The organism is Polaromonas sp. P2_G11, from assembly GCF_056403595.1.
This window is the reverse complement of sequence record NZ_JBFUFE010000002.1, coordinates 549825-565268: the sequence shown is the minus strand read 5'-3', so window position 1 is coordinate 565268 and position 15444 is coordinate 549825. Positions and strand designations below refer to the sequence as shown.

Genomic DNA, 15444 nt, shown 5'->3' with positions numbered 1-15444 from the left:
CCAGCACTCCAAATGGCCGGCCGTGGCGGCTCAGCCGCGCAGGCTGTGAGCCCAGGCCATGACATCCCCCAAGGGCTGGAGTGCCTGGGCCTGCAAGGCTTGGTCTTTTTCGCCCCGCAGGTGTTTGACGGCAACACAGCCTTGAGCGAACTCGGTTTCGCCAAAAATCAGGGCGTAGCGCGCACCGCTACCGTCAGCTTTCTTGAACTGGGACTTCATGCTGCCCATGCCATCGCCTGTTCCGGCGTGCATCTGCACGTTGATGCCAGCAGCGCGCAAGGCTTCGCAGGTTGCCATCACAGTTGGCATCATCTCGGCAGACGGAACGATCACGTAGGCGTCGGGGCCACTCACCGGCGGCAACACGCCCACCGCCTCAAGCAGAAGCAGCATTCGTTCCACACCCATGCCCCAGCCTACCGCAGGCGTTGGCTTGCCGCCAAGCTGCTCGAACAGGCCGTCGTAACGGCCGCCACCGCAAACCGTACCCTGTGAGCCAAGCTTGTCGGTGACCCATTCGAACACCGTGAGGTTGTAGTAATCCATGCCACGCACCAGGCGCGGATTAATGCGATAGGACAGCCCTACCGCGTCGAGCACTGCGCGCACCGCGTTCAGGTGCGCCAGCGAACCCTCGCCAAGGAAGTCCATGAGCTGCGGCGCGGCCTCCACAACGGGCTGCATGGCAGGATTTTTGGTATCGAGGATGCGCAACGGGTTGCTGTGCAGCCGGCGTTTTGCATCTTCGTCAAGCACGCCGGCATGCGCCTCAAAGTGCGTGATCAGCGCGGCACGGTGCGCCATTCGCTCGCTGGGCTGGCCCAGGCTGTTCAGTTCGAGCCGCACATGCTCCATCGGAATGCCCAGGTCGTGCAGCAGCGCTCGGCACATGAGAATTTGCTCGGCATCCACATCAGGTCCGGCAAAGCCCAGCGCTTCAACATCGATTTGGTGAAATTGGCGATAACGCCCCTTCTGTGGTCGCTCATGACGAAACAGCGGCACCGCCGACCAGACCCGTATCGGGCCGTTGTACAGCGCGTTGTGTTCGATCATCGCGCGCACAATACCGGCAGTAGCCTCAGGGCGCAACGTGAGCCGATCGCCGTTCATCGAGTCGACAAAGGAATACATCTCCTTTTCGACGATGTCGGTCACCTCGCCAAGACCACGCACAAACAGCGCGGTCGGCTCGACGATCGGCGTGCGTACATTGGCGTAGGCATAGCGGGCCATCAATGCGCGCACCTTGGCTTCGAACCACTCCCAACGAGCCGACTCCGGCGGCAGGATGTCGTTCATCCCCTTGACGCCCGTCAGTTTTTCCATTTTGGCCACGGCGGATTTTTCTACCGGGCCGGCAGCTGTTTTTTCAACCATGGGCGTTACGCAGCTTCAGCGACGGTGTGCGTGCCAAAGCGTTTTTCAATGTAATTTTCAACAATGACCTGGAACTCCTGCGCAATGTTGTCGCCACGTAGGGTCAGTCTTTTTTCACCATCAATAAACACCGGCGCGGCAGGCGCCTCGCCGGAGCCGGGCAGGCTGATGCCGATATCGGCATGTTTGCTTTCACCCGGTCCATTGACGATACAGCCCATGACGGCAACCTTGAGCCCTTCGACGCCGGGATATTGTTCGCGCCAGACAGGCATCTGCGCACGCAGAAAGTCGTCAATTTGCTTGGCCAGCTCCTGGAAGGTCGTACTGGTGGTGCGCCCGCAACCTGGGCATGCCGTCACACTGGGCACAAAGGTCCGCAAACCAAGCGCCTGGAGAATCTCTGACGCAATAACAACTTCCTGGGTGCGGGCCTCACCCGGTTGGGGCGTTAAGGAAACGCGAATGGTATCGCCAATGCCTTCTTGCAGCAGGATCGATAACGCCGTGGCAGAAGCCACCGTGCCCTTGGTAGCCATACCGGCCTCCGTCAGCCCTAGGTGAAGCACGTGATCTGTGCGCCGGGCCAATTCTCGATAAACCGAAATCAGGTCCTGAACACCGCTTACCTTGCAGGAAAGGATGATCTGATTACGAGGCATTCCCATTTCTTCAGCGCGCCGGGCGGAATCGATCGCGGACGTAATCAATGCTTCATACATGACTTGCCTGGCATCCCAAGGGACTGCACGCGCACTGTTCTCATCCATCAAGCTGGCCAGCAGTTCCTGATCAAGGCTGCCCCAGTTCACACCGATACGCACGGGTTTTTTCCAGCGCATGGCAACCTCTATCATCTGGCCAAACTGCCGGTCACGTTTGTCGCCCTTGCCAACATTTCCCGGATTGATGCGATATTTGGACAACGCCTCCGCGCAAGCGGGGTAATCCGTCAACAACCGATGGCCATTGTAATGAAAGTCCCCTATCAGTGGAACGTCGATCCCCATCCGGTCGAGTTGCTCACGCACATGCGGAACAGCCTGCGCCGCTTCCGGCGTGTTGACGGTGATGCGAACCATCTCGGAACCCGCCAACGCCAGTTCCTTGACTTGAATCGCGGTGCCAATGGCATCCACCGTGTCGGTATTGGTCATGGACTGGACGCGCACCGGCGCATCGCCGCCGACAGTCAAAATACGGCCGCCCCATGACACCTGTGACTGGAGGGAGCGCCGCGCTTTGGGAAAAGCGGACTCGATCGGAAGGCAACCCTTCGACATTATTTCACCTCAAATCGGGCAACATTATCCCTGGCCACGCTGCTCAGATCAAAAGCCTGGCCGCGCACCTGCACTTGCGTCACATCTGCCTTACCCACTACGGCGGCCAGCGGTAACGCCCCGGACGCACCCGCGACTTCTCCGGCGGTCAGGGTACGGCGCAGCACAACCGTTCCCTTGGCATCCGTCACCTCCACCCAGGATTCGCCCCTGGCGCGAAAAGTCACGATACCCGCCGGTGCCGCTGGCGATACAGGTGCAGCAACACCACTTGGCACTGGCACCGGAGCAGGCTGAACGGCTGGGCCAGGTAGAGAGGTAGTTGTCGTCACAGCAGGGCCGGTGGGAGAGCCGGCAACCGTGGCAGCACCGGCGCCTGAAAAAGTCTCATGACTCTGCTCTGTGGGGAAAACAGGCTTGACGTCGTTTACCAATCCTCCGCCCGTCATCGCCACAGCTGCGGGCAGCGGTTTGGCGGCCTCGGCGCCGCCAGCTTGCATCTCACTATCACCCTGACCCTTCGTGACATCCGGCTTGATGACTGGCAGGAAAATCAATACCAGAGCACCAAGCAGCAAAGCCAGGCCGGCCAGCACTGCAGGCTTCGAAACCTGGGTCCACACAGCAGGCCGGGGGCCTTCCCCTGGCGAGCGAAACGGTGCATTGATGCCAGCACCTTGGTATATCAGCTTGGGGGCGCTGGTTTGAGGCAGGCGTTCAAGCACAGGGGCCGCATCCAGTTTCAGGCTACGGCACACGCTGGAAGCCAGGGCCCGAACAAAAACAGCATCCGGCAGCAAGTCAAAGCGATCCAGCTCCAGCGCTTCGAGTTTTTTTACCGGAACCTTCAAGGATACGGCGAGGGCCGCGATATGTATGCCTGCAGCCTCTCTTGCCTCACGAAGCAGTGTGCCTGCCGTGGGCTCGAAGTCAGTACCCCGGTCAACGCCAGACGCAGCCATTCCAGATGTGGCCTCCCCAGCCGGTGCAACAACGTCAGCGTCACTCATTGAACGCCCCTTTGTCATAAGCAGCAGCCTCCCGGGACTGCGCAAAACGCTTTTTTAGCTGATCACCGAGCTGCCGTACCGTATCCCGGTTGTTTAATTTACGCTCGATTTTGATGCCTAGCCACAGGGTTTCAGCATTTGCAAGATCACTGTTGTTCAGTCGTCGTATGTAAAACTGTGCCCGAGTCAGATCGCCACGATCGTTCAAAAGACTAGCCAGGTTGTAACCAGTAACAGGATTTCCTGCGTCCAATTCATAAGACTGCAGGAGGCTTTGCTCGGCTTCTGCATGCTGCCCAGCACGAACCTGACAAACCCCCTGCGCCATCAGCGTTTTGGCCTTGCCTGCGTACGTTGGGTTCGCCACGGCCTGAGCAAAGAACCGAGAAGACTCGTTATAGCGTCCTTGCTGGCACATCAACCATCCATAGTTATGCGCAACATCCGCATCGCGGGGATTCAATGCAAGAGCCCTGCGAAAACTATCCTCAGCCAGAGGAATATCGTTAAGACGCATGTAAACCAGTCCGCGCAGGTTGTAGGCCTCCGCAAAAGTTGGATCCGTGGTCAGCGATTGCTTGATTTCGTCGAGAGCAACATTGGTTTGCCCCTGTTCGAAGTAGCCCGAAGCCAATTCAAGCCGAAGACGCGCACGCCTGCGCTGATCAGGTTCGTCTGATTCCGTAATAATGTCAGTGCGGTTGCCCGGAGACCCTGGAGCGCCTGCGTGATTGGCGCATCCTGCGAGCAATACTGCCAGCCAGCAGGCTGGAACCCAGATCATATTGGCGCGAAATCTCATGTACCCATCCCTTTGGCCACTACGACCTTGATTCCCCCGAGCATACCTTGCCGCTGCGCCGCCATGCGCTGATCCACACCTGTGCGGTCCTGTACATCGCCAGCCAGTTGCCCGCAAGCTGCATCGATATCGTCCCCCCGGGTTTTTCTGACGGTTGTCACAATACCCGCATCCATCAGGATTTTCGCAAATGCCATCACCTGCGGCATGTCAGAACGCTTCAACCCCGAAGCCGGAAATGGATTAAAGGGAATCAGGTTGAATTTGCAGGAGAGCCCTTGCGCCGCCTGGGCCCGAACCAGCGATACGAGCTGACGCGCATGCTCTGGCTGGTCGTTCACACCATCGAGCATGCAATACTCAAACGTGATGAAGTCCCGGGGTGCCGATGACTGATAGCGGGTACAAGCCGCAAGCAGTTCGGCTATGGGGTATTTTTTATTCAAAGGCACAAGGTTGTCGCGCAGCCCATCTTCCGGTGCATGCAGCGATACAGCCAAGGCTACCGGGCAGTCCCCGGCCAACCGATCAATCATGGGCACAACGCCCGATGTCGATACCGTCACCCGTCGGCGTGACAGGCCATAACCATGGTCGTCAAGCATGACCTTCAGGGCTGGCAGGAGCTGCGAGTAGTTCTGCAGGGGCTCACCCATGCCCATCATGACGACGTTGGAAATCACCCGTTCATCCCTGCCTAGATGCTGCCGCAGGAAATGCTCGGCAAACCATAGCTGGGAAACGATCTCTCCCGTGGTCAGGTTACGGCTGAAACCCTGGTGACCCGTGGAGCAAAACCGGCAACCGACAGCACAGCCGGCCTGCGAGGAAATGCACAAAGTTCCTCGGTCGGTTTCGGGAATAAAAACAGTTTCAATAATATCGCCTGCACCGACATCAAATAACCATTTGATGGTGCCATCGGCGGAATCGTGGCGGGAAACCACCGTGGGGCTTACGACCTGGGCTGATCCTGCCAGCTTGTCGCGCAGGGATTTTGCCAAATCCGTCATTTGCCCGAAATCTGCAACTCCTTTTTGGTGAATCCAGCGGAAAAGCTGCGTGGCCCGAAAGCGTTTTTCACCAAGCTGCCCACAAAAGGCCGCCAAACCATCCAGATCGTAGTCAAGAAGGTTGGCAGTCATCGCAGTAGGGAACCGACTGAACTGCCCCAAGCAAGCGACGGCCCTGGCTGGGTGTAGCAAAGCATGGGGCGAGACATAGTTAACGCGAGTAAACGTTCATGCCGGGAAAGAAGAAAGCAATTTCCGCCTTGGCCGTTTCGGCGGCATCCGAACCATGGACGGCATTGGCATCAATGCTGTCGGCGAAATCCGCACGAATGGTGCCGGCGGCAGCCTTCTTCGGATCGGTAGCTCCCATCAGATCACGGTTTTTCAGGATGGCGCCCTCACCTTCCAGCGCCTGGATCATGACGGGGCCGGAAATCATGAAGGAAACCAGGTCTTTGAAGAATGGGCGCTCTTTGTGCACCGCATAAAAAGCCTCAGCCTCGCCTTGCGACAAGTGAGCCATCCTGGCGGCCACAAGCTTCAAGCCAGCAGCTTCAAAACGCGCATAGATTTGCCCAATGACGTTTTTCGCCACGGCGTCGGGTTTGATGATGGAGAGAGTGCGCTCGATTGCCATGAGATTTCCTTAACTTAAATTTTTTGGAGTCGTAAATTATTCAAAAATTTGAATAAAGCCTATGATTTTAACCTGTAGGCGTATTGGCTCAAATCAACCTTGCGGTTAGAGGTGCCTCTGCGGGTCATCGATTTCCACCGCGACTCCCACCACCGCGATTGCCGCCTCCCCGGTTTCCACCACCGGCACCGCCGCGGCGCGGTCCACCGGTACCGTTTCCGCCCGTACCACCGCCCCCGCGACGCTGCTGACCCTGGCCTTGCCCCTGTCGCTGCCGGGTAAAAGTGTCCGCACCGATATAACCAAATGAAGTTTTCATCGGATCGGGCTGCGTTCCTCCGGCAGCTTTGTCACCACGGTCCTCTCGCCGTTTTTGCCCCTGCATACCATTGCCGTTGCCTTGCGGCTGGCCGGTCCGGAAGCCAACACCGGGATTGCCACCCTGGTTACGCCCCTTGCCACCGCGGCGTCGGTTTCCACGGGGTGCAGAATCGTTGAGATTCAGCGGCGGTTGCAGCTCATGTGGATCATGAATCCCCTGCTCGCCCTCCGATCCGCCTTGCGCCGGCGCTTGAGGTGGTTCGCTGTTTGGCGCTGACGGCCGCCCGCGGTCGCCGCGCTGGCGTTCATTTCTGCGCGGTCCCCGTCTCGGTGGTTCAACCCCGTCCCCATGAGTGCCGGCACCCTGCGCTCCCCCCGGTATTGCGCGAGATTCAGAACGGGTCAAAGCGCTTGTCAGGGCCCAGATATCGCGCTCATCGAGTTCGACAAACGCGCCGCGCTTAAGGCCGCGCGGGAGAACCATAGCCCCATAGCGGATGCGAATAAGGCGGCTGACAGCGTGCCCCACTGCCTCAAACATCCGTCTGACCTCACGGTTACGCCCCTCGGAAATGGTGACCTTGTACCAGCAGTTGGCGCCTTCCCCCCCTCCGGCTTCAATGGAGCTGAACTGGGCCATGCCGTCATCCAGATTCACACCTTCGAGCAGGCGTTTTTTCTCTTCGCTATTTAGCGCACCGAGCACACGAACAGCGTACTCACGCTCCAGGCCGAAACGCGGATGCATCAGCTTGTTGGCCAATTCACCCGAACTGGTCAGCAGCAGTAGGCCCTCCGTGTTCAAGTCGAGGCGACCGACCGATTGCCATTTTCCCTGGAACAGCTTGGGTAAACGACGAAAAACGGTCGGGCGGTTTTGCGGGTCATCATGTGTGACGACCTCTCCGGTGGGCTTGTGATAGGCAATCACCCTCGGCGGCGGCGGGTCGATACGCACCCGGATTGGCTTGCCATTGACTTTGACCGTATCGCCAAACTGGATGCGTTGTCCTATATGGGCAGGCTCGGCGTTGACCGAGATTCGCCCCTCCAGAATCAGTTGCTCCATCTCCAGCCGTGAACCCAGTCCCGCCTGGGCAAGCACTTTGTGCAGCTTGGGGGTTTCGGGCTGGGGCGCGAGCACTCGCTTGGGCAGTGCCAACGCAACGTCTTCCTCATCAGCATCGAATTGCCCAGTCACTACATCCTCAAATCGGATGGCACCTGGGGCTGGGGCGTTGCGGCCGGCTGAAGGCCGCGGCGCTGGAGCACGGATGGCTTGCGCGGGGCCGGACTCGGAGGGTGCTATTGCTTCCGGCAAATCTTGCACGGCTTGCTCCTCTATGAGCACTTTGTCCTGCGGCTCACGAGGTGTGTCCACAGATTCGGAAGCAGGAGGGTCTTGTTGGGTCATGATTTACATTCGGGTGGGCTCATCGCCACCGGCCTCATTGTTCTCAAGAGGCTCGGTATCACTGTCGTCAGCGACCTGTGGTTGCGTGTACAGAGTTGGCGCCTCGGCGATCTCACCAATCTCAAGCTCTTCAGCCGTGCCTGATACGGGCTCCGGCACAGCAGGTTCCAGCCGCTCAACATCTGTACCATCCATGTCCACCTCCGGCTTGCCCGCAAGTTCAGAGATGCCAAACTCAATCTGCTCGAGCATCGGAAGCTGATTCGGGCTGCCGTCCATCACAGGAAGCTGGTCCAGCGACTCGACCCCAAGGTCGTCAAGAAACTGCCGGGTGGTGGCATAAAGTGCGGGGCGGCCGACAGTTTCCCGATGGCCGATCACCTCCACCCACCCGCGGTCTTCGAGCTGCTTGAGGATCATGCTGTTGATGGTGACCCCCCGGATGTCCTCCATGTCACCGCGCGTCACCGGCTGACGATAAGCAATGATGGCCAAGGTTTCCAGTGTGGCACGGCTATAGCGCGGGGGCTTTTCGGGGTGCAGCCGGTCCAGATATTCACGCATCTGCGGCCTGCTTTGAAAACGCCATCCCGTCGCCACGTGAACAAGTTCCACGCCACGACCAGACCAATCGCTTTGCAACTCCTCAAGCACCAGCTTGAGGCTGTCCGCAGTCAATACCCCGTTAAACAGAACTCCCATTTCGCGCAGGGGCAATGGTTGCTGCGCGCAAATAAGTGCTGTTTCGAGGACGCGTTTTGCATCCGTCGTATTCATGATTGTGGTCGTTCCGAAAAAAAGCGGAAAAAAAGGCCGGGAAAACGTGGGTTCGGCGCTTGGCGCGCAGGGCACCCAATACGCAATCTCCTGATCAGGATGCCATGGTGCAGGTAGCTGAAAACTACTGGATTTGATTGTATATCAGGCCCAAACCGGCAATAGCGGCCTGAAGGTCGGCCGGAGGGTCTGACCGGAACTCCATCACTTTGCCAGTCACCGGATGCTCGAATGCCAGCCGGCACGCATGCAGCGCCTGACGCCCAAGCCCAAGAGCAGGAGCCCCCCCGTATAACTCGTCGGATACCAGGGGATGGCCAATGAAGGCCATATGGACCCGGATTTGGTGCGTACGACCAGTGTGCAGCTTGCATCTGACCAGGCAGTGCTTACCGGTGCTTTGGGACAGCGATACCACGGTGGAGGCCGGCTTCCCGGCGTTCCTATCGAGGTCCACCACGGCCATTCGCAACCGGTTGCGTGGATCCCGCCCAATGGCAGCTTCTACCTGCCGGGTTTTCCCGCCCAGCCAGGCACCGTGGGCCAGTGCGACATATTCCCGGCTCACGTCGCGGGCGGCGATCAGGCCGACCAACTGGTCCATCACCGTCCGCTGCCGGGCGACCACCATCAAACCGCTGGTTTCTTTATCAAGGCGGTGAACAATGCCGGCGCGTGGCAGGAAGACGGCCTGCGGATCATGCGCGAGCAAGCCGTTCAACAAGGTCCCGCTCCAGTTGCCGGGCGCCGGATGCACAACCAGCCCGGCAGGTTTGTTGATCACCATCAGGTAAGCGTCCTCGAACACGATATCCAGCGCCATCGCTTCAGGCCTGAATGCCTGGCTTTGCGGCGTCGGACGCAACTCAATGGCGAGTTCATCACCAGCCTTGACCTTCGTGGATGTCTTGGTGACTGTAGAGCCCCCGAGTTTCACCATGCCTGAGTCGATCAACTGCTGAAGATACGTGCGCGAGAACTCGGGCACAATGGCGGCCAACGCGCGGTCGAGACGGCTGCCATGGCTTTCGACCGGGACAGCTACCTGCCGCAACTCCACCTCGACAGCCGTATCGCCCTCCTCCAGCGCCTCATCGGGCACCTCCTCAGGTGCAGTAGCGCCCGATATAATCAATTTGCTTTGTTCTGAATCAGTCATCAAGAAGGTCGATTGCAATGTTTTCCACCAAATTATCGGTTGTTCCCAATGCAATGCCGCTTTTTGCAGCCGTTTGCGCTTTATCTTTTCTGATTGCCGGATGCTCGAGCACCCCTGCGCCCGACAAGACTGCCACATGGAGCCCCAACAAGATTTACGCCGAAGCAAAGGATGAGGCCAGTGGCGGGGCCTATGACAAGGCAATCCCGCTGTACGAAAAACTGGAAGGCCGTGCTGCAGGTACCCCCCTCGCCCAGCAAGCGCAGCTTGAGAAAGCTTATGCCCAGTACAAGGGAGGAGAACAAGCCCAGGCCATCGCGACATTGGACCGGTTTATGAGACTGCATCCGGCCAGCCCGGCCCTGGACTATGCGCTGTACCTCAAAGGCCTGGTGAACTTCAATGACAATCTCGGCATTTTCGGGTTTATCTCCCGTCAGGACTTGTCCGAAAGGGACCAAAAAGCAGCCAAGGAATCCTTTGAGTCATTCAGGGACCTTGTGACTCGCTTTCCTGAGTCAAAATACTCGCCGGATGCCCGTCTGCGGATGAGCTATATCGTGAACTCGCTAGCCCAATCCGAAGTGCATGTCGCGCGGTACTACTATTCACGGGGTGCCTACGTGGCGGCAATCAACCGTGCGCAGAGTGCTATCGCCGACTACCGCGATGTACCCGCATTGGAAGAGGCTACCTTCATTCTTTATAAGTCCTACGAAGCGCTGGGTATGGTCGAATTGCGTGACGATACCCGCCGTATCCTCGAAAAAAGCTACCCGCAAAGCGAATACTTGAGCAAGGGATTCAAGTCGGGAGACAATCCTTGGTACAAGTTCTGGTAAGAGCTTCCAGCCGGTCGAACAGCTCCTCCTCGGATGCCAACCGCCGCATCGGCGGAAGAGCTCTCAGCAAACGCCTCCCATAACCCATGGTTGTCAGGCGGCTGTCGCACACCACCAACACCCCCTGGTCACTTTCTCGGCGTATCAGGCGACCGGCACCTTGCTTGAGAGCTACCGCCGCCTCAGGCAGAAAATAGTCGTTAAAAGCGCTGCGTCCTTGTGATTCGAGAAGCTTTGAGCGCGCCTCTGCCAGCGGGTCGTTCGGAGGCGGAAAAGGCAGCTTGTCAATGACAACCAGTTGCAGCGCGTCGCCAGGCACGTCAATGCCCTCCCAAAATGACGCCGAAGCCACCAGCACGCAGCCTTTGCCGCCATTGGCATTACCTGCTCGGAAGCGTTCAATCAGCACACGCTTGGGCATGGCCCCCTGAACCAGCACCTCCATGTCCGGCGAATTCAGAAAAACCTCTCTGAGTGCATCACCAATGGTGCGCAAAGCCCGCAGTGTGGTCGTCAAAACCATGGTGCGCCCCCCGAGACGTCCCGACCATCTCGCTGCAGCTTCGGCGACTTTCATGGTGTGCGCCGGGTCTCCCGGTTTGGGGAACACCTCAGGCACATACAATGCCGCCTGCCTCTCGTAATCAAAAGGACTTCCTACCCGCAAGACCTCGGCATCTTCCAGTCCGCAAGGCTTGGTAAACCAGCTGAGCTTGTCGTCATCTCCCAGTGTGGCGGAGGTGAATATCCAGGACTTCGCCGAGCCGGCGGAGGCACCCAGCACTTTGCTTTTCACCGCCTTCGAAATATCCAGTGGCGACTCGACCAGCCGGAGCTGGGTTCCCACGTCCGCCCAGCGCACGCAGCCCGGTTCGCATGCATGAACGAAACGCTGGGCGCGTTCCGCCAGTTCCTCGGCACGCTCATGGAGGCGAACGAAATCAGGCGCGATTTCACTGACCGTATCCAGGGCGACACAAGCCCGCTCGCAGGACGTGTGAATGACTTGCAACGCACTGTTCCACTCAGCCGCATTCAACCCCTCCGGAGACTCACCCACCCATCGCAGTTTGGTGCCTGGGTACTGTTTCCCGGCACACAGACGCAGCTCGCGCGCAGCGTGCTCGACGACCGACACCACCTCCTGCCAATCCACCAGCCCGCGGGCCAGCTGCAGGCCGGTTGCCAGCATGTCCCTTGCAAAATCAAGAAGCTGGCCCGTGGTCAGGTTTGTTCCCAGAAATTGCACGCCGGTCTCGTTGAGCTGGTGCGCTTCATCGAAGATGGCGATGCGTACGGAAGGCAGCAACTCAGCGACGCCGGATTCGCGCACCGCCAGATCGGCAAAAAACAGGTGGTGGTTGATCACCACCACGTCGGCAGCCATGGCTTCCCTGCGGGCCAGGTTCACATGACAGGCCCGAAAACGCGGACAGGTGGCGCCCAGGCAATTTTCACGCGTGGAGGTCACCAGAGGAATCATCGGCGAACGTTCATCCAGCCCCGGGAGTTCGGCCAGGTCGCCGGTGCGCGTGAGCTTGGACCATTCTTCAATTTTGGCCAAGGCGCGCACGGAAACGCCGTCGGGCAAATAAGCCTCCTGGCGCGCCATTTCCATGCGGTGCAGACACAGGTAGCTGGCCCGCCCCTTGAGCAGCGCCGTGCTGACCGGAAGAGCCAGCGCCTCCACCAGCCGCGGCAAATCACGACCGAAAAGCTGGTCTTGCAAGGCCTTGGTCGCCGTCGACAACAACACACGCTCGCCGCTCAGCAAAGCGGGGACCAGGTAGGAAAAAGTTTTACCGACGCCGGTGCTGGCCTCGACCACCAAGGGATATGCACCCTCGATGGCACGTGCCACGGCCAGGGCCATTTCGGTCTGGCCGCTGCGAGGCACAAAATGCTCGGCGGCGCGTGACAGGACGCCTCCCGGCGCGAAGGCCTCTTCGACTTCAATCGCAAGGGTCATCAAGCAGGCTCTGGGGGATCCAGCGACAGCTCAAGCTGTGCAATCTGGTCACGAAGCTGCAAACGTCGCTTTTTGAGGCGCCTGAGCAACAACTCGTCAATGGGAAAGGCGTGCGCGGTCAGGTCCACCAGCGCATTGAGATCGGCGTGCTCCATTTTGAGTTCGATCAGCTGGCGTTCCGGGGAATGTAGATTTAAGTCCAAGGTTTTTTATCCGTACACGCTGCTTCGCTTGATAATACGTCGATTGCGACCATAAATCGAGCTCGCGCTTGAACGACCACACAATGTCCAAAGGTTATCGAATCACAGCGTCCACCGGTATCCATAAAGGCGATCGGGACTACCAGCAGGATCAGGTCAATCTGTTCAGTCACTCACGCATTCCCGGCTGTATGCTGGGTATCGTGGCTGACGGCATGGGAGGCCGTAGCGGAGGACGGAAGGCGTCCGATCAGGTCATGTTGACGGCCAAGCAGCTTTTTGAACGTTATGCCCCGGAAACGGACGATGCGCCTGCGATGCTCAAGCAGGTCATCGAAGAAGCCCATATCGTCATCAAACTGACGGCGATCTCGGCCGAGCAGGAACCGCACAGCACGCTGGCGGCATTTCTGATCAACCCGGGTGGGGACTGTCACTGGGTACATACCGGCGATTCAAGGATTTACCATTACCAGGGCAGCAAACTGGTACACAGGACGGTGGACCACTCGTATGTGCAGACTCTGGTGGACAAAGGCGAGATTACTGAGGAAGAAGCCAATGTCCATCCGCAGTCAAACATCCTGATGGGTTGCCTGGGTACGGAGGATGCGCCACCTATTACCCATCATTTCATCCCGCAACTCCGGCCTGAAGACGTCCTGCTGGCTTGCAGCGATGGGGTCTGGCACTATTTCAGCACCAGTGAAATGGGCTCAGCCCTGTCCATGCTGTCACCCCGTGAAGCCACTGAATTCCTGATTCAGAAAGCACGTTCCCGCGCGCGAGGCGGCGGTGACAATCTCTCGCTGGTGATTGTCAAACTCGAGCCTTTGGCCGCTGAGCCACCGACCCGCTTAGTCGGGTAAGGGTAAGGACTTCGCTGGCGGCTTGGTCTGCTTCAGACGATCTCTTTCATGCTGGGCTTTGCGCTCCAGCGCCTCCTTTTGGCGGTCGTTGAATTTTTTAGCCTCTTCCGCTGCAACGGCCTGCTTTTCGCTTCTGGACTGGGATTTTTCCTGACCGCTTTTTAATCTGGCAGCGTTCGCGTCGCTACTACCTTGCTCACCTGCCTTGGCCGCAGCGCGGTCTTCGGTTTTCTTTTTTTCTCGCTCAAGACGAGACTGAGAGTCTTCCAGAGCTTTCGCCCGACGATCCGCAGCCTCCTGCTGTTTCTCCGGTGACGATTTTTCTTCCGTTTTACGGATCTGCTCCGCACCCCTGATGCGGCGTTCCTCGTCATTGAGCGACAGCTCTTGCCGGCGAAGGTCTGCCATGGCTTCGCGCCGCCGGTCATTGACTTTTCCCAGGCAACTGTTGACGGCAAACCGGTCGTAGCAGGCAGCATCCTCAGCCAAAAATCCTGCCTCCAGCCTGTTGCGTTCGACGCTGATTCTCGTCCGCTCGGCATCAATGCTTCGCATCTGGTCAGCGGGTGCAGCCGTCTCGACCGTGGACTGCGCATTCGCGAGCACGCTTAAAGCGATGAGAAAACAGGCGGTAACCAGATGCTTCATGTGAGTGTTGTGTCCACGTTTCTGCGTTCAAGCGCCAGGAATTCCTTTGACTGCATTTCGTTGAGCCGGGAAACCGTACGGGGGAATTCGTGTACCAGCGGCCCCTCGGTGTACAACGCCTCAGGAGCGACTTCTGCCGACATGATCAACTTGACCCGGCGGTCATACAGCACATCCACCAGCCAGGTAAACCGCCGTGCCTCCGACGCCATACGCACCGGCATATGCGGTACATCGCTTAGCAGCACGGTATGAAACTGCGTGGCTATTTCCAGGTAATCGTTTTGCGAACGCGGACCACCGCACAGCGTCTTGAAGTCAAACCAGACGACTCCCCCCGCCTTGCGCCTGGCCTGGATTTGCCTGGACTCAATCTGCAATACCGGGTTCTCATCCTGAGACTCTGCCAGCGCATTAAAAGTTTCAGTCATTTCAGCATCGGCCTGAAGGCCTAGCGGGGTGTGATAGAGCTTCGCCTGGGCTAACGTGCGCCCGCGGTAGTCCGTCCCGTTGTCAACACTGATGACCTCCAGCTTGGCCTTCAGGAGTTCAATGGCCGGGAGAACACGGTCGCGATGCATGCCATTCGGATACAGCTCGTCCGGCTGAAAGTTGGAAGTTGTGACAAAGCCGACTCCATTGTCAAACAGCGCCGACAACAGACGATGAAGAATCATCGCGTCGGTGATGTCCGCCACATGAAACTCGTCAAAGCAGATGAGCCGGTATCGCTTCGCAATGCGCCGGCCCAGCTCATCCAGCGGATTCGCCGTACCCTGAAGGTCCTGCAACTCCCGGTGCACCTCGCGCATGAACTCGTGAAAGTGCAGCCGCACCTTGCGCCTGAGCGGGACAGCCCCGAAAAAGCAGTCCATCAAGAAACTTTTCCCCCTGCCAACGCCTCCGTGCATGTACACACCACGAGGGATATCAGGCCGGTTTATCAGCTTCTTGATGGCATTGGAGCGCTGCTCCTTGAACGCCGCCCACTCAGAGGCGCAACGTTCAAGCGCTTCGACTGCCCGCAACTGGGCAGGATCGCTTTGATAGCCCCGCGCCGCAAGTTCGGCGTCGTACGCCGAGCGCACCGGTTGATTCACCGACTTCTTGCCTGCGT

The 15444-nt window shown here is 58.6% G+C and carries 15 protein-coding genes; 2 read left to right on the top strand and 13 right to left on the bottom strand.

Annotation, left to right across the window (positions count from 1 at the left end):
• Nucleotides 1-30 precede the first annotated feature (30 nt).
• The 9 genes from hisS to AC1DWQ_RS09165 form a co-directional block, all read right to left on the bottom strand.
• Nucleotides 31-1380: a histidine--tRNA ligase gene (hisS, locus tag AC1DWQ_RS09205; protein ID WP_477669356.1), complete on the bottom strand. Its 1350-nt coding sequence runs from the start codon at nucleotides 1378-1380 to the stop codon at nucleotides 31-33.
• A 5-nt stretch (nucleotides 1381-1385) separates the two neighbouring features.
• Nucleotides 1386-2663: a flavodoxin-dependent (E)-4-hydroxy-3-methylbut-2-enyl-diphosphate synthase gene (ispG, locus tag AC1DWQ_RS09200; protein ID WP_477669355.1), complete on the bottom strand. Its 1278-nt coding sequence runs from the start codon at nucleotides 2661-2663 to the stop codon at nucleotides 1386-1388.
• Entirely contained in the window at nucleotides 2663-3673 is a 1011-nt protein-coding gene (locus AC1DWQ_RS09195; RefSeq protein WP_477669354.1) for a RodZ domain-containing protein, read from the bottom strand. Before AC1DWQ_RS09195 ends, ispG begins: the two co-directional genes overlap by 1 nt.
• Nucleotides 3666-4475 (bottom strand): type IV pilus biogenesis/stability protein PilW, encoded by an 810-nt coding sequence (pilW, locus tag AC1DWQ_RS09190; protein ID WP_457280670.1) that lies wholly within the window; start codon nucleotides 4473-4475, stop codon nucleotides 3666-3668. Before pilW ends, AC1DWQ_RS09195 begins: the two co-directional genes overlap by 8 nt.
• Nucleotides 4472-5620: a dual-specificity RNA methyltransferase RlmN gene (gene rlmN / locus AC1DWQ_RS09185; RefSeq protein ID WP_457280669.1), complete on the bottom strand. Its 1149-nt coding sequence runs from the start codon at nucleotides 5618-5620 to the stop codon at nucleotides 4472-4474. The genes pilW and rlmN overlap by 4 nt, the downstream gene beginning before the upstream one ends.
• A gap of 79 nt (nucleotides 5621-5699) precedes the next feature.
• On the bottom strand, nucleotides 5700-6125 hold the full coding sequence (gene ndk / locus AC1DWQ_RS09180; protein WP_477669353.1) for a nucleoside-diphosphate kinase: 426 nt from the start codon (nucleotides 6123-6125) through the stop codon (nucleotides 5700-5702).
• Between the two features lie 124 nt (nucleotides 6126-6249).
• Complete coding sequence (locus AC1DWQ_RS09175) at nucleotides 6250-7860, bottom strand: pseudouridine synthase (RefSeq protein ID WP_477669352.1); 1611 nt, start codon at nucleotides 7858-7860, stop codon at nucleotides 6250-6252.
• A 3-nt stretch (nucleotides 7861-7863) separates the two neighbouring features.
• Nucleotides 7864-8637 carry an SMC-Scp complex subunit ScpB gene (gene scpB / locus AC1DWQ_RS09170; protein ID WP_477669351.1) on the bottom strand — a complete coding sequence of 258 codons (774 nt, stop codon included), beginning with the start codon at nucleotides 8635-8637 and terminating at the stop codon, nucleotides 7864-7866.
• A 124-nt stretch (nucleotides 8638-8761) separates the two neighbouring features.
• Entirely contained in the window at nucleotides 8762-9796 is a 1035-nt protein-coding gene (locus AC1DWQ_RS09165) for an RluA family pseudouridine synthase (protein ID WP_477669350.1), read from the bottom strand.
• A gap of 17 nt (nucleotides 9797-9813) precedes the next feature.
• On the opposite strand from AC1DWQ_RS09165, the gene AC1DWQ_RS09160 reads away from it, so the two are divergent.
• Complete coding sequence (locus tag AC1DWQ_RS09160) at nucleotides 9814-10638, top strand: outer membrane protein assembly factor BamD (protein ID WP_477669349.1); 825 nt, start codon at nucleotides 9814-9816, stop codon at nucleotides 10636-10638.
• Here the strand turns inward: AC1DWQ_RS09160 and AC1DWQ_RS09155 are convergent.
• Together AC1DWQ_RS09155 and AC1DWQ_RS09150 are read right to left on the bottom strand one after the other, a co-directional pair.
• A complete protein-coding gene (locus AC1DWQ_RS09155) occupies nucleotides 10601-12607 on the bottom strand; it encodes an ATP-dependent DNA helicase (RefSeq protein WP_477669348.1) in 2007 nt (668 codons plus the stop codon). The genes AC1DWQ_RS09160 and AC1DWQ_RS09155 overlap by 38 nt on opposite strands.
• Nucleotides 12607-12810: a DUF465 domain-containing protein gene (locus tag AC1DWQ_RS09150; RefSeq protein WP_457280662.1), complete on the bottom strand. Its 204-nt coding sequence runs from the start codon at nucleotides 12808-12810 to the stop codon at nucleotides 12607-12609. Before AC1DWQ_RS09150 ends, AC1DWQ_RS09155 begins: the two co-directional genes overlap by 1 nt.
• Before the next feature lie 83 nt (nucleotides 12811-12893).
• Between AC1DWQ_RS09150 and AC1DWQ_RS09145 the strand changes: the two genes are divergently transcribed.
• Nucleotides 12894-13679, top strand: coding sequence for a PP2C family protein-serine/threonine phosphatase (locus AC1DWQ_RS09145; RefSeq protein ID WP_477669618.1), 786 nt, complete (start codon nucleotides 12894-12896; stop codon nucleotides 13677-13679).
• Here AC1DWQ_RS09145 and AC1DWQ_RS09140 read toward each other — a convergent pair.
• Both AC1DWQ_RS09140 and zapE read right to left on the bottom strand, forming a co-directional pair.
• Complete coding sequence (locus tag AC1DWQ_RS09140; protein ID WP_477669347.1) at nucleotides 13668-14327, bottom strand: hypothetical protein; 660 nt, start codon at nucleotides 14325-14327, stop codon at nucleotides 13668-13670. The genes AC1DWQ_RS09145 and AC1DWQ_RS09140 overlap by 12 nt on opposite strands.
• Entirely contained in the window at nucleotides 14324-15427 is a 1104-nt protein-coding gene (zapE, locus tag AC1DWQ_RS09135) for a cell division protein ZapE (protein WP_477665908.1), read from the bottom strand. Before zapE ends, AC1DWQ_RS09140 begins: the two co-directional genes overlap by 4 nt.
• Nucleotides 15428-15444 lie beyond the last annotated feature (17 nt).